Annotated in this window: 20 protein-coding genes; 12 read left to right on the top strand and 8 right to left on the bottom strand. The window is 75.0% G+C overall.

The features are described from left to right. The first annotated feature begins 62 nt into the window (after window positions 1-62). Both ACZ6Y1_RS16180 and ACZ6Y1_RS16175 read left to right on the top strand, forming a co-directional pair. Window positions 63-818, top strand: coding sequence for a hypothetical protein (locus tag ACZ6Y1_RS16180; RefSeq protein ID WP_469628792.1), 756 nt, complete (start codon window positions 63-65; stop codon window positions 816-818). A gap of 77 nt (window positions 819-895) precedes the next feature. Next, the gene (locus ACZ6Y1_RS16175) at window positions 896-2365 is read left to right on the top strand and encodes a PepSY-associated TM helix domain-containing protein (RefSeq protein ID WP_469628789.1); all 1470 of its coding nucleotides are present in this window, start codon (window positions 896-898) and stop codon (window positions 2363-2365) included. Window positions 2366-2454: 89 nt separating this feature from the next. Here ACZ6Y1_RS16175 and ACZ6Y1_RS16170 read toward each other — a convergent pair whose 3' ends face one another. After that, window positions 2455-3081: a winged helix-turn-helix domain-containing protein gene (locus ACZ6Y1_RS16170; protein ID WP_469628785.1), complete on the bottom strand. Its 627-nt coding sequence runs from the start codon at window positions 3079-3081 to the stop codon at window positions 2455-2457. Between the two features lie 486 nt (window positions 3082-3567). Next, window positions 3568-4587: a glutamine synthetase gene (gene glnII, locus ACZ6Y1_RS16165; RefSeq protein WP_469628782.1), complete on the bottom strand. Its 1020-nt coding sequence runs from the start codon at window positions 4585-4587 to the stop codon at window positions 3568-3570. A gap of 258 nt (window positions 4588-4845) precedes the next feature. Between glnII and ACZ6Y1_RS16160 the strand changes: the two genes are divergently transcribed. After that, window positions 4846-5763, top strand: a complete 918-nt coding sequence (locus tag ACZ6Y1_RS16160) for a Gfo/Idh/MocA family protein (protein WP_469629126.1) — start codon at window positions 4846-4848, stop codon at window positions 5761-5763. An 18-nt stretch (window positions 5764-5781) separates the two neighbouring features. Here ACZ6Y1_RS16160 and ACZ6Y1_RS16155 read toward each other — a convergent pair whose 3' ends face one another. Then, window positions 5782-6360, bottom strand: a complete 579-nt coding sequence (locus ACZ6Y1_RS16155) for a hypothetical protein (RefSeq protein WP_469628779.1) — start codon at window positions 6358-6360, stop codon at window positions 5782-5784. Between the two features lie 111 nt (window positions 6361-6471). Here ACZ6Y1_RS16155 and ACZ6Y1_RS16150 point away from each other — a divergent pair, with 111 nt between their 5' ends. Continuing rightward, window positions 6472-7305: an alpha/beta fold hydrolase gene (locus ACZ6Y1_RS16150; protein WP_469628777.1), complete on the top strand. Its 834-nt coding sequence runs from the start codon at window positions 6472-6474 to the stop codon at window positions 7303-7305. 206 nt (window positions 7306-7511) lie between these two features. Further along, entirely contained in the window at window positions 7512-7973 is a 462-nt protein-coding gene (locus tag ACZ6Y1_RS16145) for a GNAT family N-acetyltransferase (RefSeq protein WP_469628774.1), read from the top strand. Here the strand turns inward: ACZ6Y1_RS16145 and pdxR are convergent. Continuing rightward, window positions 7939-9366 carry a MocR-like pyridoxine biosynthesis transcription factor PdxR gene (pdxR, locus tag ACZ6Y1_RS16140; protein WP_469628771.1) on the bottom strand — a complete coding sequence of 476 codons (1428 nt, stop codon included), beginning with the start codon at window positions 9364-9366 and terminating at the stop codon, window positions 7939-7941. The genes ACZ6Y1_RS16145 and pdxR overlap by 35 nt on opposite strands. Beyond that, window positions 9363-9815: a MarR family transcriptional regulator gene (locus tag ACZ6Y1_RS16135; protein ID WP_469628768.1), complete on the bottom strand. Its 453-nt coding sequence runs from the start codon at window positions 9813-9815 to the stop codon at window positions 9363-9365. Before ACZ6Y1_RS16135 ends, pdxR begins: the two co-directional genes overlap by 4 nt. A gap of 64 nt (window positions 9816-9879) precedes the next feature. Between ACZ6Y1_RS16135 and ACZ6Y1_RS16130 the strand changes: the two genes are divergently transcribed. Continuing rightward, window positions 9880-10695 (top strand): alpha/beta hydrolase, encoded by an 816-nt coding sequence (locus tag ACZ6Y1_RS16130; RefSeq protein WP_469628765.1) that lies wholly within the window; start codon window positions 9880-9882, stop codon window positions 10693-10695. Here the strand turns inward: ACZ6Y1_RS16130 and ACZ6Y1_RS16125 are convergent. Continuing rightward, window positions 10681-11052, bottom strand: a complete 372-nt coding sequence (locus ACZ6Y1_RS16125; RefSeq protein ID WP_469628762.1) for an ArsC/Spx/MgsR family protein — start codon at window positions 11050-11052, stop codon at window positions 10681-10683. The two genes, ACZ6Y1_RS16130 and ACZ6Y1_RS16125, sit on opposite strands and share 15 nt — an antisense overlap. A gap of 106 nt (window positions 11053-11158) precedes the next feature. On the opposite strand from ACZ6Y1_RS16125, the gene ACZ6Y1_RS16120 reads away from it, so the two are divergent. Beyond that, on the top strand, window positions 11159-11410 hold the full coding sequence (locus ACZ6Y1_RS16120) for a hypothetical protein (protein WP_469628758.1): 252 nt from the start codon (window positions 11159-11161) through the stop codon (window positions 11408-11410). 20 nt (window positions 11411-11430) lie between these two features. On the opposite strand, the gene ACZ6Y1_RS16115 is transcribed toward ACZ6Y1_RS16120, so the two are convergent. Beyond that, the gene (locus tag ACZ6Y1_RS16115; protein WP_469628755.1) at window positions 11431-12546 is read right to left on the bottom strand and encodes a PP2C family protein-serine/threonine phosphatase; all 1116 of its coding nucleotides are present in this window, start codon (window positions 12544-12546) and stop codon (window positions 11431-11433) included. A gap of 193 nt (window positions 12547-12739) precedes the next feature. Here ACZ6Y1_RS16115 and ACZ6Y1_RS16110 point away from each other — a divergent pair, with 193 nt between their 5' ends. The 3 genes from ACZ6Y1_RS16110 to ACZ6Y1_RS16100 all read left to right on the top strand — a co-directional run bounded on the left by ACZ6Y1_RS16110 (window position 12740) and on the right by ACZ6Y1_RS16100 (window position 15926). After that, window positions 12740-13408 carry a VIT1/CCC1 transporter family protein gene (locus ACZ6Y1_RS16110; RefSeq protein WP_469629123.1) on the top strand — a complete coding sequence of 223 codons (669 nt, stop codon included), beginning with the start codon at window positions 12740-12742 and terminating at the stop codon, window positions 13406-13408. Between the two features lie 203 nt (window positions 13409-13611). After that, on the top strand, window positions 13612-14499 hold the full coding sequence (locus ACZ6Y1_RS16105; RefSeq protein ID WP_469628751.1) for a TIGR01777 family oxidoreductase: 888 nt from the start codon (window positions 13612-13614) through the stop codon (window positions 14497-14499). 167 nt (window positions 14500-14666) lie between these two features. Continuing rightward, window positions 14667-15926, top strand: coding sequence for an FAD-dependent oxidoreductase (locus ACZ6Y1_RS16100; protein WP_469628748.1), 1260 nt, complete (start codon window positions 14667-14669; stop codon window positions 15924-15926). Between the two features lie 51 nt (window positions 15927-15977). On the opposite strand, the gene ACZ6Y1_RS16095 is transcribed toward ACZ6Y1_RS16100, so the two are convergent. Then, the gene (locus ACZ6Y1_RS16095; RefSeq protein ID WP_469628746.1) at window positions 15978-17426 is read right to left on the bottom strand and encodes a regulator; all 1449 of its coding nucleotides are present in this window, start codon (window positions 17424-17426) and stop codon (window positions 15978-15980) included. A 173-nt stretch (window positions 17427-17599) separates the two neighbouring features. Between ACZ6Y1_RS16095 and ACZ6Y1_RS16090 the strand changes: the two genes are divergently transcribed. Together ACZ6Y1_RS16090 and lipB are read left to right on the top strand one after the other, a co-directional pair. After that, a complete protein-coding gene (locus ACZ6Y1_RS16090; RefSeq protein WP_469628743.1) occupies window positions 17600-17956 on the top strand; it encodes a hypothetical protein in 357 nt (118 codons plus the stop codon). Between the two features lie 43 nt (window positions 17957-17999). After that, window positions 18000-18815: a lipoyl(octanoyl) transferase LipB gene (gene lipB / locus ACZ6Y1_RS16085; protein ID WP_469628740.1), complete on the top strand. Its 816-nt coding sequence runs from the start codon at window positions 18000-18002 to the stop codon at window positions 18813-18815. Window positions 18816-18880 lie beyond the last annotated feature (65 nt).

The raw sequence follows: 18880 nt of genomic DNA, 5'->3' as shown, positions 1-18880 counted from the left end.
CCCATGATCGGATACGGCCCTCTGGCGGCCACCACCGGGCCCCGTGCGAACATGTCCCGGCCATGTCCCTGACCCCCGCGCCGTTGCGCGCCACGCGAGCCGCGACCTTCGCGGCGATGTGCACCGCTCTGGGTGCTGCGGGGCATTCGTACATGTCCGGTACGGATATTCCTCTCACGGGGCTTCTGGGTGCTTTCGCGGTGACCGGCGGGCTCGCCTGGACGGCCGCCGGACGGCGCAGGGGCCCCGCCGGGATCGGCGCGGGGCTGCTCGCCGTACAGGGGGTGCTCCACCTCGTCTTCTCGGGGAGCCGGGCGGCCGAGCCCGCTCCCGGGCCCGTCCACCGGCACCTACCGGACATGGGCATGGGCATGGACATGGGCACGGACATGGACATGGGAGCGATGGGCTCCGCGGCTCCCGGCGCCGCCGACATGAGCGCCCTGGCCGGCATGCCCGGCGCGGACATGCCCGGCATGGCCGACATGGCCTGGCTCGGGGGCGCCGGGATGATCGCCGCGCACGTGCTGGCCGGGCTGCTCTGCGCCGCCTGGCTGGCCTGGGGCGAGGCCGCGGTCTTCCGGCTGGCCCGGGCCCTCGGCGCCGCCGCGCTGCACGCGGCCCGGCCGCTCGCCCGCGCGTTCGCCCTCGCGGCCGCCCGGGTGGCCGCCCCGCCGGCGCCGCCCGCCTTCCGGCCCCGGTCCGAGCGGCCGCGCCGGCTGAGGGGCGCCCTCCACGCCCACGCCGTGGTGCGCCGCGGGCCGCCCGCGTACCGAGCGTTCAGCACCACGGCCCCCGGCCACCCTGCCCGCGCCTGACCGGCGCACTCCTCGGCGAGGAGGACGCGAGACCTGGGGCCGACTTCCCCATGTCTTCGCCAACCCCTAGGACCGACATGTCCCTCGACGAGGCCCAGAACGCCCGCACCCCGGACGCCGCCGACCCCGACACCACCGCCATACCCGGGAAGAGCCCCCGTGGCTGGGCCGCCCTGCGGCCCCTGCTGCTGCGCATGCACTTCTACGCGGGCCTGCTCATCGCCCCGCTGCTGTTCCTCGCCGCCGTCACCGGCCTGCTCTACGCCGGTTCCTGGCAGGCCGAGAAGATCCTCTACGCCGACGAGCTGACCGTCCCCCGGGTCGGCGACAGCGCCCTGCCGCTCAGCGCCCAGGTCGAGGCGGCCCGGAGCGCCGCGCCCCAGGGCGAGGTCGTCTCCGTGTGGCCCGGACCCGACGCCGCGGCCACCACCCGGGTGATCATGGAGAAGCCCGGTCTCCCCGAGGGCGAGACCCTCACCGTCTTCGTCGACCCGTATACGGCCGAGGTGCGCGGGCAGCTCGCCACCTCCGGTGACGCGCTCCCCCTGCGGGCCTGGCTGAGCGAGTTCCACGCGAACCTCCACCTCGGCGAGTTCGGCCGGAACTACAGCGAGATGGCCGCCAGCTGGATGTGGGTCGTCGCCCTCGGCGGACTCGCCCTGTGGGTCGGCCGGCGCCGCAGGCGCCGCGCCGATCTCGTCCTCCCGGACCGGGCGGCCACCGGCCGCCGCCGCACCCTGTCCTGGCACGGGGTCGTCGGACTCTGGTCCGTCGCCGGGCTCGTCGTCCTCTCCGCCACCGGTCTGACCTGGTCGAAGTACGCCGGTGAGAACATCGGGCAGCTCCAGGACCGCCTCGGCGGCGCCACCCCCAGCGTCTCCGCCAAGCTGAAGCCGGGCGCCGGCGCGGCCGGCGGGGGCGACGAGCACGCCGGTCACACCATGGCCCCCGGCGAGGAGATGCCGCCCGCCGCGCCCACCGCGGACATCGGCCTCGACCGGGCCGTGGCAGCCGCCCGGGCCGTAGGGGTCACCGAGGAGCTCCGCATCACCCTGCCCGCCAAGGGCAAGGGGTACGTGATCAAGGAGCAGGACAAGCAGGTGCCGGTGCACCTGGACGCGGTCGCCGTCGACCCGGCCGACGGCAAAGTCATCGACGAACTCCGCTTCGCCGACTACCCGGTGCTCGCGAAGATGACCCGCTTCGGCATCGACCTGCACATGGGCAGGACCTTCGGCCTCGTCAACCAGATCGCGCTGGCCGCGCTCGCCGTCGCCGTGATGTTCCTGGTCTTCTGGGGCTACCGGATGTGGTGGCTGCGCCGCCCGACGAAGGCCCGCCGGCTGTCCGCCGGCCGCGCCCAGCCGCGCGGCGCCTGGCGGAAGCTCCCGGCCGCGGTGCTGCTGCCGCTGGTCGCGGTGACCGCGGTGACCGGCTGGTTCGTCCCGCTGCTCGGGATCAGCCTGGTGGCGTTCCTGCTGATCGACGCGGCCCTGGGCTGCGTCGCGGCGCGGCGCCGGGCGGCCGGGGCCGCCGCCGCGGAGTGAGCTGACGAAAGCGGGCCCGCACCCCCCTCGGATCCGGAAGGGGTGCGGGCCCGCCCGCGTTGTCGCGTCGCCCTGCCTCAACAGGCCGGTCAGGGAGCGTACTTGTAGCCCACCCGGCGGACCGTCTGGATGGCGTTGCGGTGCGCGGAGCCCAGCTTGCGGCGCAGGCGGGCGATGTGGACGTCCACGGTGCGGCCGTCGCCGACGTGCCCGTATCCCCAGACCGTGGTCACCAGCTGGTCGCGGCTGTGCACCCGGTGCGGGTGCTTCACCAGGTGCGCCAGCAGCTCGAACTCCAGGTACGTCAGGTCGAGCACCTGCCCGTCGACGGCGGCCGTGCGCTGCGCCGAGTCGATCCGGACCAGGGCGTCGTCGGCGCCGCGGCCGCCGTCGGCGTCGGCGTCGGGGGAGGCGGCGGGGGAGAAGGAGGGCGCCGGGCCCGCCACGGCGTGCGGGGCGAAGGCGACCGGCGGCTGCTGGTCGGCCGGCACGAGCACCAGGTAGCCGATCATCGGCGGCTGCCCGGGCAGGGTCGGCAGGGTGTGCTGGGGCGCGGGAAGCCAGGTGGCACCGGGCGGAAGCAGATCCGCCACGCGTGCCCCCTCGTTGCGGTCCACGGCGCGCAGCCGGTGGCGCGGACTGGGGGGATAGGAAAGGGGCGAGGTCGCAGCGGAGGCGGAGGCCGGGGCGGAGACGAGGGAACGGGTGTTAGCCATGAGTGGTCAGCTCTTTCACGCGGAGGAATCGGCAGGAGACGCGCGCAGTGGCGTACGTCATCGGTGTCGTTCCGCGCAGACCGAAGGCCTGGGGCAGCTCAGGTAGGAGGTCCCGGAGGCTTTAGAGGGCCGGCGCGTTCTCGGCGCGGCGACACACCCGGTCGAAATCGTGATCCTGACGGGACGGCCAGAACGGCTCGAGGTCGCTGCGACCCGACGAGGTGTACGAGGTGTACGAATGGCTGGCCATGGCCCCATTCAAGCAGACGACCCCGCCCGGGGGCAGACCCCGTCTCACCTTGTGGATCGGAATCTCACATTCGGCTGACAACATCCCATGAATTCCCCGTAAATACCCCGCGGTCCTCTCCTCGGCCCGGTTCCGGCCGCTCGCGGACCGCCGGGACGACGACGCCCGCCGGGCCACAGGGGCTCGGCGGGCGTCGTCGGCAGGAGGGGCCGGGGGGGCGGCTCAGGGGGCCGGGGTCAGACCAGGCCGTCCTTCTCCAGGCCCGTGCAGCAGGTGTCCACGATCAGGCGGGTCACCACGTACGGGTCCACGTTCGCGTTCGGGCGGCGGTCCTCGATGTAGCCCTTGCCGTCCTTCTCCACCTGCCACGGGATGCGCACCGAGGCGCCGCGGTCGGAGACGCCGTAGCTGAACTCGTTCCACGGGGCGGTCTCGTGCAGACCCGTCAGGCGCTCGTCGATGCCCGCGCCGTAGTTCTTCACGTGGTCGAGCGGCTTGCTGCCCTCGCCCAGCGCCTCGCACGCGGAGATGATCGCGCGGTAGTCCTCGCGCATCGACTTCGTCGAGAAGTTCGTGTGCGCGCCCGCACCGTTCCAGTCGCCCTTCACCGGCTTCGGGTTCAGCGTCGCGGAGACGTTGAAGTCCTCGGCGGTGCGGTACAGCAGCCAGCGCGCGATCCACAGCTGGTCGGAGACCTCCAGCGGGCCGACCGGGCCGACCTGGAACTCCCACTGGCCCGGCATGACCTCGGCGTTGATGCCGGAGATGCTCAGGCCCGCCGCGAGGCAGTGGTCCAGGTGCTTCTCGACGATCTCGCGGCCGAAGATCTCGTCCGAGCCGACACCGCAGTAGTAGCCGCCCTGCGCGGCGGGGAAGCCGCCGACCGGGAAGCCGAGCGGGCGGTCACCGTCGAAGAAGGTGTACTCCTGCTCGATGCCGAAGACCGGCTCCTGCGCGGCGAACTTCTCGGCGACCGGACGCAGCAGCGCGCGGGTGTTCGACTCGTGCGGGGTCATGTCGATGTTCAGGACCTCGCACAGGACGAGGATGTTGTCGCCGCCGCGGATCGGGTCCGGGCAGGAGAAGACCGGGTTCAGCACGCGGTCGGAGGCGTGGCCCTCGGCCTGGTTGGTGCTGGATCCGTCGAAGCCCCAGATCGGCAGCGCGTCGCCGTCGGCCAGGATCTTCGTCTTGGAGCGAAGCTTCGCCGTCGGCTCGGTGCCGTCGATCCAGATGTACTCAGCCTTGTAGCTCACGGGCCCCATCCTCAGACTCTGCGGGTGCTGTGCCGGCCGCCGCTCTGCTTCATTGCCGCGCTGCGGTGATGACCGCAGCGTGCCCGTCCGCGATTTCCCTTCCGTTGCCCATGTGTGAACCCCGTGTTACCGAGGTTTACGCCGCAGGTCGGGTGGGCTGTGCGGGCCGGAAGAAGGCCGGGGGCCGGGCGTCCGTCCGGGTGGGGCCCGGGCCGGGCCCGAGTGGGGCGCCGCGTCAGGCAGACTGGGGCCGTGAGCATTTCGTCTGATTTGAGCTCGGTCACGCACCCCCGCCCCAGGGTCGGGCTGCTCGGCACCGGCCCCTGGGCCCGCCGCACCCACGCCCCCGCCCTCGCCGCGCACGCCGGCTCCGAGTTCGCCGGAGTGTGGGGCCGCCGCCCCGAGGCCGCCGCCGAGCTGGCGGGCGAGTACGGCGTGAAGGTGTACGAAGACCCCGACGCGCTGTTCGCCGACTGTGACGCCGTGGCCTTCGCCCTGCCGCCCGACGTCCAGGCCCCGCTCGCTGTCCGCGCCGCCGCGGCCGGCTGCCACCTGCTGCTCGACAAACCCGTCGCGACCACCGTCGAGGACGCCCGGGCCGTCGCCGACGCGGTGGCTCGGCATCAGGTCGCCTCCGTCGTCTTCCTCACCCTGCGCTTCGCCGAGCCCACCGCCGGCTGGGTCGCCGAGCAGGCCGGCCGGGAGGGCTGGTTCACCGCGTCCGCCCACTGGCTCGGCGCCGTCTTCCCGCCCGACGGCACGCCCAGCGCGTACGCCGACTCGCTGTGGCGCAAGGAGAAGGGCGGGCTCTGGGACGTGGGCCCGCACGCGCTGTCCGTACTGATCCCGGTCCTCGGCGAGGTCACCGCCGTCAGTGCCACCCGGGGCCCCTCGGACGTGGTCCAACTGGCTCTGCGGCACGGCTCCGGCGCGGCCAGCACCGCCGTCCTCAGCCTGTGCGCCCCGCACGGGGCCGCCGGGGTGGGCCTGGAACTGCGCGGCGCCGAGGGCGTGCACACGCTGCCTGGCTGGAGCGACGTACCGGGCGCCTACGGCCGGGCCCTGGACGCGCTGCTCACGGCGGCCCGCACCGGGGTGCCGGATCCGCGGGGCGCGGAGTTCGGCGCGCGGCTGACCGAGATCCTGGCGGAGGCGGAGGAACAGCTTCCCGGCTGAGTCCGCCCTGGGCGTCCCCTATTTGATGACCGCGTTGGCCACGATGATGACCAGGCCGATCGTGGCGTCGGCCAGGCCGATGAGGAGCGCCGGGCCGAGCCGGTAGCCGACCCGGAGCGCCACGAAGGATCCCCAGGCGAAGAGCAGCGCCGTGTTCAGGCCGAGTCCGACGGCGGTCACGCCGGAGGAGTCCCAGTCGGCGATGCCGGCCGCCACCAGCAGCAGCACGGTGGGCAGGGTGGCCACGATCATCGGCCACTCGTTCCACAGCGCCCGGACGAGCACGTGCCACCGGTGGGCGGCGGAGCCGCGGTGATGGGTGGTCATGTGGTGCGAGTAGCCGTGCGCGAGCCCGGCCGCGGCCGCCGTCACGAGGACCCAGCTGGCGTCGTAGAAGGGGGCGTACTCCCCTCCCTGCCGGTCGAGCGCGGCGAGCAGCGCACTGGCCAGCACGGTCCCGTACACCCCGCCGAACATCCAGTCGGCCCCCCGCCGCGGAGGGGGGAAGGGGGAGCGGGGCCGGGCTTCGGGCTGCGGCTGCTGCCGGGGCGGCTGTTGGGGATCGGGCTGCGGAGTCGGGGGCGTCGGCTCGGTCACGGCGGGTCCTTTGATGCGGTTCGTCCGTATTCGGTATCCCGCCACCCTACGAGCCTCCGGGGCCCCGGACGCGAAGGGGGCGGTCGGTACCCTGCGGCGGGGAGGAAGATCATGGAATCCGATACGAACGGACGCCTCGTGCGATGGACCGAGCGGACCGTGGTGCGGGACGGGGTACGGCTCTCCTGCCGGGACTGGGGCGGCAGCCCGGGCGCGGACGGGCCGCCCGTCGTCCTCCTGCACGGGCTGGCCGGGCACGCGGGCGAATGGGACGCGGCGGCGCGGCACCTGAGCCCCCGCCACCGGGTCGTCGCCGTCGACCAGCGGGGTCACGGGGGCAGCGACCGCCACCCGGCCGACGTATCCCGCGCCGCGTACGTGGCGGACGTCCTCGCGGTGGCCGACCAGCTGGAGCTGGGCCGGTTCGCCCTGGCCGGCCAGTCGCTGGGCGGCCACACGGCCATGCTCACCGCCGCCGCGCACCCCGCCCGCGTCCACGCCCTCGTGCTCGTCGAGGCCGGACCGGGAGGAGGGAAGCCGGAGCTGCAGGCGGAGATCGGCGGATGGTTCGACTCCTGGCCCCGCCCCTTCCCCACGCGCAAGGACGCCGTCGCCTTCCTCGGCGGCGGACCGGTCGGCGAGGGGTGGGCGGCCGGACTGGAACAGCGGGACGGCGGATGGTGGCCGCGCTTCGACCCCGGCACGATGGTCCGCTCGCTGGAGGAGAACGCCCGGCGTTCCTGGTGGGAGGAGTGGGAGCGGGTCGCCTGCCCGACCCTCGCCGTCATCGGCCAGAACGGCATCATCGACGGGCCGGAAGCCGGGGAGATGCTGCGGCGACGGCCGGAGACCCTGGCCGTGAGCGTCCCGGGCGCGGGGCACGACCTCCACCTGGAACGCCCCGACGTGCTGGGCGGGCTGCTCTCGGAGTTCCTGGCGGCGTGAGCGGTGTGAGCGGCGTCGGCGGCGTGAGCGGTGTGAGCGGCGTCGGCGGTGTCGGCCGCGGGAGCCGCGTGAGCGGCAAGGTCCGTGGTGGCATGCCGGCCTGCGCGGATTCGACGGTGCGGCGCAATGCCCGTGCTACCCGGCCACGCGCTGCTGGAGCATGATCGGTGGTATCCGCACCCAGTCACCGACCATGGGGGTCCCGCATGTCCGACATCCACGTCCGCCCCGCCCGCCCCGAGGACTTCGCCCAGTGGCGGGCCCTCTACCAGGGCTACGCCGACTTCTACCGGGTGGAGCAGACGGAGACCGCCGCCGAGACGGTGTGGTCGTGGGTGCACGACCCCGGCCACGAGGTCGGGGCCCTGGTCGCCGAGGACGCCGACGGCCGGCTCCTCGGCCTGGCCCACTACCGCCCCTTCGCCCGTCCGCTGTCCGCGACGGTCGGCTGCTTCCTCGACGACCTCTTCGTGGGCCCGGAGCACCGGGGTTCGGGCGCCGCGGACCTGCTGCTCGGGGCCCTGCGCGAGCTTGCGGAGGAGCGTGGCTGGAGCGTGGTGCGGTGGATCACGGCCGACGACAACCACCGTGCGCGCGCCAAGTACGACCAGGTGGCCACACGGACCATGTGGGTCACGTACGACATGGCGCCGGGCGGGGCGGAGTAGCGGCGGCGGCACCTCCACCCTCCTGCCGGACAGCCCCCAGTACCCCCGTCAAGATGTCCAGGGCCCCGGTGAAAGCGGCGTCCGGGGCGGACGCGTAGCCGATCACCAGGCCCTCCCGGGCTGGTGGCGGGGCCGACGGGTGGTGGTAGGAGGAGAGGCCGTCCAGGGCCAGGCCCGCCGCGCGGGCCGCGGCCAGGGCGGGGGCCTCCTGGCCCGGGGGGAGTTCCACCACCGCGTGGAGGCCCGCCGCGATGCCCGTCACACGCAGGTGCGGGGTGTGGGCCGCGAGGGCGGCGGCCAGTTGGTCGCGGCGCCCGCGGTAGCGCTTGCGCATGCGGCGGACGTGGCGGTCGTACGCGCCGCAGTCGATGAAGTCGGCCAGGGCCAGCTGGTCCAGGGCGCTCGCCCAGGACTCCCGCAGGCCCTTCGCCGCCACCACCTGCTCGACCAGGTGGTCCGGAAGGGCCAGCCACCCCAGGCGGATCGCGGGGGAGAGGCTCTTGCTGAGCGAGCCCGCGTACACCACGTGCCCGGGGGCCAGGCCCTGGACGGCGCCGACCGGCTTGCGGTCGTAGCGGAACTCGCCGTCGTAGTCGTCCTCGACGATCAGGCCGCCGGTGCGGCGCGCCCACTCCACGGCGGCGGCGCGGCGGGCCGGCAGCAGGCGGGTGCCCGTGGGGAACTGGTGCGCCGGGGTGAGCAGCAGCGTACGGGCCCGGGAGGGGAGTGCGTCGGTGCGGGCGCCGTCCCCGTCGAGGGGGACCGGGTGGGCGCGGACCCCGGCGGCTTCCAGGATGCCGTGGTGGAAGGGCAGTCCGTACGCCTCCACGGCCCAGTCCCGGGGGCGGACGGAAGCCAGCAGGCGAAGCCCGTTCGCGAAACCGGAGCAGACGACGATGTGGGCGGGCGTGGTGCGGACCCCACGGGTGCGGGCGAGGTAGTCGGCCAGGGCCCGCCGCAGCTCGGGACGGCCCCGGGGGTCGCCCGGGCCGAAGGCCTCGGTGGGAGCGCCGGTCAGGGCCCGGCGGGCGCTCGCGGCCCAGGCGCTGCGGGGGAAGGAGGCCGGATCGGGCTTGCCCTGGAGCAGGTCGTGGCGGGGGGTGGCGGGCGCGGGCGCGGGGGCAGCGGTCCGGGTGGTGGTCGCCGCGCCCTCGGCGACGAGGGTGCCGGAGCCCTGGCGGGCGGTGAACCAGCCCTCCGCGACGAGTTCGGCGTAGGCGTCGGCCACGGCGTTGCGGGCCAGCCCGAGGTCGGCGGCCAGTGTCCGGTACGGCGGCAGCCGTGTCCCGGCGGCCAGCCGGCCGGTGCGCACGGCCTCCCGCAGGGCCTGTGCGAGGGCGGTCCGCCGGGCGCCCCCGGCAGGCAGCTCCAGGTGCAGGTCGGTGCCGGTCACGCGCCCGGCTCCCGCGTGGTGAAGACGGTGTGGGTGGCCGTCAGGAAGCGGCGTACGGTGTCCCGTTCGGCGGGGTCGAGGGAGTCCAGGACGTCGAGGAGTCCGTCGATGAGGGGGCCGAAGAAGTCCTGGCCCAGGCTGATCGCCTGCGGCTCCACGCGCAGCAGCACCCGGCGGCGGTCGCGGTCGTCGCGGAACCGGGCGACGTGGCCGAGGCGTTCCAGCCGGTCGATCAGGGCGGTGGTGCCGGCCGAGTTGAGGCCGAGGCGGGCGCCGAGGAGCCCGGCCGTGGCCGGTTCGCCGGCCCGGGCCGCGTCCAGCAGGCAGATCAGGGCCCGTACGTCGGTGGGGTGCATGCCGTTGCGGGCGGCGAACTCGGCCTGGCGCAGGCCGAACTCGACGGTGACCGCCCGCAGGAGGTGCACCAGTTGCAGGTTGTCGTCGGTCATGGTGCCTCCGTAAGATATCTCGTTGAGCGAGATTATCGCCTGGCGAGGTAAGGGAGCGGTCGCCGTGTCGTTTCGTGCTGCCTACGAAGAGGTGCTCGGGCGGTGGCCCGGGCCGGTCGAGGGTACGGAGCTGGCCACTCCGTACGGGGTCACCCGCGTCAACAGCTGCGGTCCCGTCGGCGCCCCGCCGGTGCTGCTGCTCCCGGGCGGCGGGGCCACGTCCACGGTGTGGGGCGCCTGCGCCGCCGCGCTCGTCCGCGGTCATCGGGTGCACGCCGTGGACCTGATGGGGGAACCGGGCCTCAGCGTTCCGGCGCCGGGGCGGGCGATCCGCACGGTCGGGGATCTGGTCGGCTGGCTCGATGCCGTCATCGACGGCCTCGGCGCGTGCGGGCCCCCCACCCTCGTCGGGCACTCGTACGGGGCCTGGATCGCGGCCCATTACGCGGCGGAGCGGTCCGGGCGGCCGGCCCGGCTCGTGCTGCTCGACCCGACCCAGGTGTTCGGCGGACTGCGTCCCGCTTACGTACTGCGCGCGCTGCCCATGCTGGTGCGGCCCACCCCTCGGCGGATCCGCTCCTTCCTGGCCTGGGAGACCGGCGGGGCCGAACTGGACGCCGCCTGGCTGCGGCTCCAGGACGAGACCGCCGGGTTCCCCGCCGTACGCCCCGTCACCGGGCCGCGGCCGCGGCTGGGCGGGCTCGGGGAGCTGCCGGTCCGCGTCCTGTTCGCCGGGCGCGCCCGCTGCCATGACGCCCTCCGCGCGGCCCGCGCCGCACGGGCGGCGCTGCCGGCCGCGCGGGTCGACGTGCTGCCGGGGGTCTCGCACCACGCGCTGCCGCTGACCGCGGCCGAGCAGATCGCCCTAGCCCTTGCGTGAGAGCGCGTCGCGGACCGCCTCCTCGGAGCGGGCCACCACGGCCGTGCCGTCCTCGGCGGTGATGATCGGGCGCTGGATCAGCCTGGGGTGCGCCGCCAGGTGCGCGATCCAGCGGCCCCGCGCCTCATCGGTCTCCTCGCGCGGCAGTTCCCGTACGCCGGTCTCCCCGGCCAGGGGGTCCGAGGTGCGCGTGATGTCCCACGGCTCCAGCCCCAGGCGGCCGAGGACCTCGCGGATCTCGTCCTCGGAGGGCACGTCCTCCAAGTAGCGGCGCACGGTGTAGTCGGCGCCCTCCGCGTCCAGCAGGGTCAGCGCGCCGCGGCACTTGGAACAGGCGGGATTGATCCAGATCTCCATGGCGTCCAGCCTATCCAGGCCCTGCCCGGCCAGGGCTTTTGTCAGTGGTCCCCGGTAAAATTCAGGGAGAACGACAGGAAGCCAACTACCGTTTGGGAGGCTGTAGATGGCCACTGCCACGACCCTTCAGAACGTCAAGAAGAAGCCACTGCCCGCAGGCCTGCCCCGCGAGTGGTACGAGAACCACAACCGCCGTCTGAAGGCGATGCGGCTGGCGATATCCCTGCTCGACTCGGGGACGTACGACGCTCGTCGCGCCACCAACCGGAAGATCCGGACGATGGCCGTCCGGACGGGGATCCACCGGCCGTCCAACGTCACCTGCCGGATGGTGCGCGCGTTCATCCAGGCCGCGTGAGCCGCTGACCGCCGCTCCTGTCACGCGGGGCCGTCGGGCGAGCCGGGTTCGGGCGAGCCGTCGAGTGACAGGAGCAGCAGGGCCACGTCGTCGGAGGGACCGCCGTCGGTGAAGGCGGACAGGTCCCGCCAGACGGCCTCGACCAGGCCGCCCGGATCCCTCGCCAGTACCGGGACCCGCGCGGCCAGCGGGTAGAAGTGGCCCGCCCTGTCGCGGGCCTCCGTCACGCCGTCGGTGTGGAGCAGCAGCCGGTCCCCGGGCCGTACCGGCAGCTCCGACACCGTCGGTGGGGCCGGCCCGGCGAGGCCCAGCCCCAGCGGCGGCCCCGGCTCCACCTCGACCTCCGACACCTCCGCCCCGCGCAGGCACAGCACGGGCGGATGCCCGCACGACACGACCCGTACGAGGTCCAGCCCGGGCGGGAACTCCATCAGCACGGCCGTCGCGAACAGCTCGGGCGCCTCCAGGGAGCTGTCCGCCGCCGCGTCCGCCAGCAGCCGCCGGTCCAGCCGCGCCGCGACGGCCGCCAGCTCCTTGTCGTCCAGCACCGCCTCGCGGAAGGCCCCCAGCAGCGCGGCCACCGTGCCGACCGCCGCCAGGCCGTGGCCCTGCACGTCCCCGATCACCGCGCGCACCCCGAACGGACCGGCCCGTACGTCGTACAGGTCGCCGCCGACCAGGGTGCCGCGCTGCGCCGCCCGGTAGAGGCCGGAGCAGCGCACCCCGCCGACCCGCTCCGGGACGGGCGGGAGGACGGCCAGCTGGGCGGCCTCGGCGACCGTCCTGACGCTGACGAGCTGCGCGTCCCGGCGCCGTCGCACCCAGGAGATCACCACGCTGAGCAGCCCCACCGCGGCCACCGTGGCCAGATCCGTGCCCTGGGGGTGCGCGGCGACCAGGCTGGGCGCGCCGAGCAGCCCGAGCACGATGGCCGAGAAGGCGGCGGTCCCGGCCGGGCCGTACGCGAAGGCGGCCACCGGCGGCAGGCCTGCCAGGAAGAAGCCGAGCTCCACGTCACCCGGTGTCAGCCGCTGGGCGAGCACCAGCACCACCAGCGCCACCACGGGCGCGAGCCTGGCCCAGCGCGGCGGAGCTTCGCCCCGCAGCCAGCCCGGATCCTCGCGTCCGCGTCTCACTCCTCCACCCTGGTACGCGGGCCCGGCCCGCGCACCCCGGACCGGCCGCCGGGTGGCCCGCCGGGGCGGCTGCCGCGACAGTGGTGGCGTGACGGCAGACGAAGGCTCCGGGAAGGCCGCGAGCGCGGGGAAGACCCCGACGCGGGCGCACATCGAGGCGCACGGCACGGGCGGCGGCTCCACGAGCGGGGAGATGAGCACCCGGCTGAACTGGCTGCGCGCGGGTGTGCTCGGCGCCAACGACGGGATCATCTCCACCGCCGGCCTGGTGGTCGGCGTCGCGGGGGCCACCACCTCGCGCTCAGCGATCCTCGCGGCGGGGGTCGCCGGCCTGCTGGCGGGCTCGCTGTCGATGGCGGCGGGGGAGTACGTCTCGGTCAGCTCGCAGCGGGACTCCGAGCGGGCCGCGCTCGACATGGAACGCCGGGAGCTCGCGGAGGAACCGGAGGCGGAGCTGCAGGAGCTCGCGGACCTGCTGGCCGCGAGGGGGCTGAGCCGGGGGGTGGCGCGGGAGGCGGCCGAGCAGCTGACGGCGCGGGACGCGCTGCGGGCGCACGCCCGGGTGGAGCTCGGGATCAACCCCGACGAGCTGGCCAACCCGTGGCACGCGGCCTTCGCGAGCCTGATCGCGTTCACGGTGGGGGCGCTGCTGCCGCTGCTGGCGATCCTGCTGCCGGGGCCGTCGGCGCGTGTTCCGGTGACGGTGGTCTCGGTGGTGGTGGCGCTCACGCTCTGCGGGGTGCTGAGCGCGCGGCTGGGCGCGGCCCCTGCGCTCCGCGCGGTTGCCCGCAACGTCGGCGGCGGCGCTCTGGCGATGGCCGTCACCTACGCGGTCGGCACCTGGCTGGGCACCACCACCTGACCCGGGGCTCCGCCCCGGCCCCGCGCCTCAAACGCCGGCGGGGCCGGATCCGGTCCCGCTGCTCGTTCGCCCACAGGGCAGGTTCCGCCGGAGGAAATCAGCCCCTCCGGCGTTTGAGGAGCGGGGGCCCGGGGCCGACCCCGGGGCCGGGCGCGCCAGCCCGGTACCGCCCGGTCGGCGCGACGGCCCGGCAAGATAACGGCATGCGCATCGCAGTCACCGGTTCGACCGGACTCATCGGCAGTGCCCTCGTGCGGTCCCTCCGGGAGGACGGCCACGAGGTGGTCCGCCTCGTACGCCGCGAGCCCGCCGCGGGCGACGAGGCGCGGTGGGACCCTGCGCGCGGCCACGTGGACCCCGGGGCCCTCGCCGGCTGCGGCGCCGTCGTGGGCCTCGCCGGGGCCGGGATCGGCGACCACCGCTGGACGGCCGCGTACAAGAAGGAGATCCGCGACAGCCGCGTCCTCGGCACCGCCGCCCTCGCGCGGGCGATGGCCGCCCTCGACGAACCCCCGCAGGTCTTCGTCGTGGGGTCGGCCGTCGGGTACTACGGCGACACGGGCGACCGGGCCGTCGACGAGAGCGCGCCCGCCGGAACGGGGTTCCTGCCCTCGGTCTGCGTGGAGTGGGAGGCCGCCGCCGCGCCCGCCCGGAAGGCCGGGATCCGGACCGCGTTCGCCCGCACCGGCCTGGTCGTCGCCGGGGAGGGCGGGGCCTGGGGGCGGATGTTCCCCCTCTTCCGCGCCGGCCTCGGCGGCCGGCTCGGCGACGGCCGCCAGTACTGGTCGTACATCTCCCTCCGGGACGAGGTCGCGGCCCTGCGCCACATCATCGACACCCCCTCCCTCGAAGGCCCCGTCAACCTCACCGCCCCCGAGCCGCTGACCAACCGCGAGATCACCGCCGCCATGGGCCGGGTCCTGCGCCGGCCCGCCCTGCTGCCGGTGCCGGCCGTCGCGCTGCGCGTCGCGCTGGGGGAGCTCTCCTCCGACGTGCTCGGCAGTCAGCGGGCCCGCCCCACACGCCTGTTGGAGTCCGGGTTCGAGTTCCGGGACCCCGGCATCGAGGACGCCATCCGCGCCGCCCTCTGACGGCCCCGCTCCGCGGTGCGTGCGACCGTGTGCGACCGTCCGTGACCCGTGTGCGACCGTCGTGCGACCGGAACCGACCGTAATAGCACGCCGAACTCGGGTTCCCCTGGAGCCGGTTGAGGGAAGGAGGATCCCCACACAGCCGCGCCGACCTCGGGGAGGGGCACGTGCTCAGCAGCTCGAACCACGCAGACGTAGTCATCGTAGGAGCCGGAGTCTCAGGACTCGCGGCCGCGCACCACCTGATCGCAGCGGGGGTCACCGTCACCGTCCTGGAAGCCGCCGGCGACCCCGGCGGCCGGATGGCCACCGTGTCGGCCGACGGCTTCCGGCTGGACCGGATCGGCCAGCTGCTCAACACCTCGTACACGGAACTCGAACGCACCCCCGGTCTGGAGGACCTGACCCTGCGCCCCTTCGCGCCCGGGGTACTGGTCCACACCGACGGGAAGCAGCTCCGGGCCGCCGCCCTCACCCCCGCCCGCGCCCTGGCCAGCGGCTCGCTCGACCAGGCCCGGCTCAGCGCGGCCCTCGGCCGGCTCGCCGCCCTGCCCGAGGAGAAGCTCCTCGCCCGGCCCGAACGCACCGCCCTGGCCGCCCTGCGCTCCCGCGGCCTGCCGCCGCGCACCGTCAACGGAGTGCTCCGGCCCCTGCTCGCCACCCTGCTCCGCGACCCGGAACTCACCACCTCCAGCCGGGTCGCCGACCTCGCCCTGCGCACCTTCGCCCGCGGCCGCCTCGCCGTACCCGAAGGCGGCGCGGCAGCCCTGCCCGACCTGCTCGCGGCCGCCCTGCCGCCCGGCACCGTCCGCACCGGGGTCCGGGTCCGCTCGGTCGCCACGAACCTGGTCACCACCGCCGGACACGGCGACTTCACCTGCCGCTCCGTGCTCCTCGCCACCGGAGCCCGCGCCGCCGCCGAGCTGCTGCCCGGCCTGCGCGTGCCCGCCTTCCACGAGGTCACCGTCCTGCACCACGCAACGGCCGCACCCCTGCCCTGGGACGGCTCGCTGCTCCTGGACGGCGACCCCAAGTGGCCCGTCTCGCACACCACCGTGATGAGCGCGGTCGACCCGACACGGGCCCCGGCCGGCCGGAGCCTGGTCACCACCACCGTGCTCGGCCCGCCGCCGGCCACCCGTACGGTCGCCTCGCGCCTGGCCCGCCTCTACGACTGCGCCACCCGCGACTGGGAGCTGCTGGCCGTCCACCACACCCCGGAGGCCGTCCCGGCCATGCCGCCGCCGCGCGACCCGCGGCGCCCGGTACGGGTCCTGGCCGGGCTCTACGTGTGCGGCGACCACCGCGACACCAACACCGTCCAGGGCGCCCTGAGCTCGGCCCGCCGCGCCGGCACCGCCGTCCTGCGCGACTTCGGCATCCCGCTGCCGTCGCCCGACCGGCCCGCGCTCCCGGTGGCGGCCTGAGAACCACCCGGCCAGGGCCCGGCCCCCACGCGGGGCCGGGCCCGCACCGTGTCAGGACAGCGCGGCCACCCGGTCCCGGTACGTCCGCACGGCGGACGCGTCCCGGTACGGCTCCAGCCGCCGCTCGAAGTCCCGCACGTACTCCACCGCGCGCACCGACCGCATCTCCATCGCCTGCTGCGCCGCCTCCGCGCCCAGCGCGCACGCCTGGTCCAGCTCGCCCAGCCCCAGCCGGGCCGTGGCGAGCACCACCCGGCAGAACAGCCGCGAACGCGCGTACCCCGCCGCCCGCAGCTGCAGCGAGCGCTCCGCGTGCTGCGCCGAGGCCCGGTACTGCTGCAGGTCCCGGTGGCAGTGCCCGAACTCGTCCGCGAGCTGCGCCTCGTCGTAGTCCCGCGCCCAGTGCGGTACGTCGTCCCCCGGCCGGGCCGCGCCCAGCGACCGCTCCGCCCGCACCAGCGAGGCCGTCGCCGCCCGCACCTCGCCGAGCACCGCGTGCCCCCGGGCCTCCGCCGAGTGCAGCAGCGCCTGCACCACCGGCGGTGGGCCCGAGCCGACGCCCTGCTGGGCGACGCGGGCCAGCTGCACCGCCTCGCGGCCGTGCCCCAGGTAGACCGCCTGGCGGCTCATGGTGACCAGCACGTACGACCCGTACGCCCGGTCGCCGGCCGCCTGCGCGAGCCGCAGCGCCTGCACGAAGTAGCGCTGGGCGAGCCCGTGCGCGGCGATGTCGTACGAGGTCCAGCCGGCCAGCCGGGTCAGGTCCGCGGCGGCCGCGAACAGCCGGCGCCCGGTGGTCTCGCCGTAGGTCCCGCGGAGCATCGGCTCCGCCTCGTGCTCCAGATAGCGCACCAGCGCCTGCCGGGCGTGCCCGCCGCCGTAGGCGTGGTCCAGGGTGCGGAACAGCTCGCCGATCGATCTCAGCGCGGCGATGTCCCCGGCCGTCACCCGCTGCCCGGGCCCCCGGTCGATCTGCCGCTGCCGGGGCACCGAGGCCCGTCCCTGCACCGGCACCCGGGCCGCCGCCGCGGCGGCCGCCTCCGCGCCGCGTCCCACCCGCTCGTCGGGCCGCCCGATCAGCCAGTCACGGCTGGGCACCACCAGCCCGGCCGGGGTGAAGGCGATCTTCCGCAGCTCGGCGTGCGAGCCGGAGTCCTTTCTCCACAGCCCGCTCGCGATGTCCACCGCCTCCTCGGGGGTGGCCGCGAACTCCAGCCCCGCGTACACGGGCGCGCAGGCGTCCAGCCCCAGGTCCTGCGCGGACAGCCGCCGCCCGAGGCGCCGGGTGAAGACCTCGGCGATCAGCGCCGGGGTGGTCCCGCGCGGCTGCTGCCCGCGCAGCCACCGGGTCACGGAGGTCTTGTCGTACCGCAGATCCAGACCGTGCTCCAGACCGAGCTGGTCGACGCGGCGGGCTAGCCCGGCGTTGGAGAACCCGGCTTCCGCGATCAGCGCCGCGAGCTGCCGGTTGGGGACACGCTGGGCAGGTCGTTCCGTCATCGGCTCCACGGTCTCCTGGGGTGACGGACCGGTGTCCCGGCCCTGTGAACGGCGTGAATGTAGCGGCGAACTCCGCTCACGCCGCCCTCTCTGCCCCACATTCATCCGATCGTGTGCAGAATGGGTAGGGCTCTTTACGGACCGGCCCGCTACCTCCGCATAGGCTGCGGCCCATGACCCGCCGGCCCCACCGGGCTCAGCTCCCCGAGGAGCGACCCGAATCCACCGCTCCGCTGCCTCCGCCCGAGCTGACCGAGGCCGAGTGCAGGCGCTGCGGCACCTACATCGCGGGGCTCGACGGCCGTTACGCGTGCGGAGTGTGCGGCTGGGTCAACGACCACTCCGAGGGGCACCGGCGGCTGCCGCGCGCGGACGAGGACCCGGACCGTCCGCCGAAGGGCCGGCGCCGGCCGAGGCAACTGCCGTGGCCGCCGCTGGAGGCCCCGCCCCCGGCGCTGCCGCAGGGCCCGTCGCAGGGCCCTGCGCCGACCCCCGCCGAGCCTCCCGCGGGGCCGCCGTACCCTTGCTGAGTGCGATAGGTGCACACAGCAGGTTCAACGAGGAGGCGCTGCGGTGGCTGAGCTTGGGTTTGTCCATCTGGGCTTCGGGCCGGAATCCGTCGAGTACACCGAGGCCTGGGAAGAGCAGCGCCGGGTGCACGCGGCGCGCTTCGCGGACGAGATCGGCGACACCTGCCTGCTGCTGGAGCACCAGCCGGTCTACACGGCCGGCCGGCGCACCGACCCCAGCGAGCGCCCGCTCGACGGCACCCCCGTCATCGACGTGGACCGCGGCGGCAAGATCACCTGGCACGGCCCGGGCCAGCTCGTCGGGTACCCGATCATGAAGCTGCCCCGCCCGGTGGACGTGGTCGCGCACGTCCGCCGCCTCGAAGAGGCCCTGATCCGCACCGCCGCCGAATTCGGCCTGGAGACCACCCGCGTCGAGGGCCGCTCCGGGGTCTGGGTGCTGGGCGACCCGATCGAGGAGCGCCCCGCGATCGGCGGCCTCACCCTCGATCTCGCCGCACCGGCCGTGGACCCGCGCACCGGCGACGACGAGTTCGACGCCCGGCTCCACGGCCCCGAGTACGCCCCGTCCAACGCCGGCCAGCGCCGCGAGGACCGCAAGCTGGCCGCCATCGGCATCCGCGTCGCCAAGGGCGTCACGATGCACGGCTTCTCGTTCAACGTGAACCCGGACGCCACCTGGTTCGACCGGATCATCCCCTGCGGGATCCGCGACGCCGGTGTGACCTCGCTCTCGTACGAACTGGGCCGGGAGGTCACCATCGCCGAGGTGCTGCCGGTCGTCGAGCGTCACCTGAAGGACGTACTGGAGCACGCGGAACTGAAGCCCCGCGAGACAGAGCCGGCCGCCGCCGGCTAGCCGGGGGAATGCGACCGGTCCCGCGCAGGTTGGCCGGACGTAAGAGCGTACGAATTACGGGCGTA

Source organism: Streptomyces sp. NPDC053432, from assembly GCF_055585365.1.
This window is presented reverse-complemented; position numbering and strand designations above follow the sequence as displayed.

Bases quoted from the DNA above. Each gene is read 5' to 3' on its own strand.
- ACZ6Y1_RS16135 (WP_469628768.1), bottom strand. From the start codon at position 9,815: ATGACCGACGACAACCTGCAACTGGTGCACCTCCTGCGGGCGGTCACC.
- ACZ6Y1_RS16105 (WP_469628751.1), top strand. From the start codon at position 13,612: ATGCGCATCGCAGTCACCGGTTCGACCGGACTCATCGGCAGTGCCCTC.
- ACZ6Y1_RS16170 (WP_469628785.1), bottom strand. From the start codon at position 3,081: ATGGCTAACACCCGTTCCCTCGTCTCCGCCCCGGCCTCCGCCTCCGCT.
- ACZ6Y1_RS16150 (WP_469628777.1), top strand. From the start codon at position 6,472: ATGGAATCCGATACGAACGGACGCCTCGTGCGATGGACCGAGCGGACC.
- ACZ6Y1_RS16180 (WP_469628792.1), top strand. From the start codon at position 63: ATGTCCCTGACCCCCGCGCCGTTGCGCGCCACGCGAGCCGCGACCTTC.
- ACZ6Y1_RS16145 (WP_469628774.1), top strand. From the start codon at position 7,512: ATGTCCGACATCCACGTCCGCCCCGCCCGCCCCGAGGACTTCGCCCAG.
- ACZ6Y1_RS16095 (WP_469628746.1), bottom strand. From the start codon at position 17,426: ATGACGGAACGACCTGCCCAGCGTGTCCCCAACCGGCAGCTCGCGGCG.
- ACZ6Y1_RS16175 (WP_469628789.1), top strand. From the start codon at position 896: ATGTCCCTCGACGAGGCCCAGAACGCCCGCACCCCGGACGCCGCCGAC.
- ACZ6Y1_RS16110 (WP_469629123.1), top strand. From the start codon at position 12,740: ATGAGCACCCGGCTGAACTGGCTGCGCGCGGGTGTGCTCGGCGCCAAC.
- ACZ6Y1_RS16125 (WP_469628762.1), bottom strand. From the start codon at position 11,052: ATGGAGATCTGGATCAATCCCGCCTGTTCCAAGTGCCGCGGCGCGCTG.
- ACZ6Y1_RS16090 (WP_469628743.1), top strand. From the start codon at position 17,600: ATGACCCGCCGGCCCCACCGGGCTCAGCTCCCCGAGGAGCGACCCGAA.
- ACZ6Y1_RS16120 (WP_469628758.1), top strand. From the start codon at position 11,159: ATGGCCACTGCCACGACCCTTCAGAACGTCAAGAAGAAGCCACTGCCC.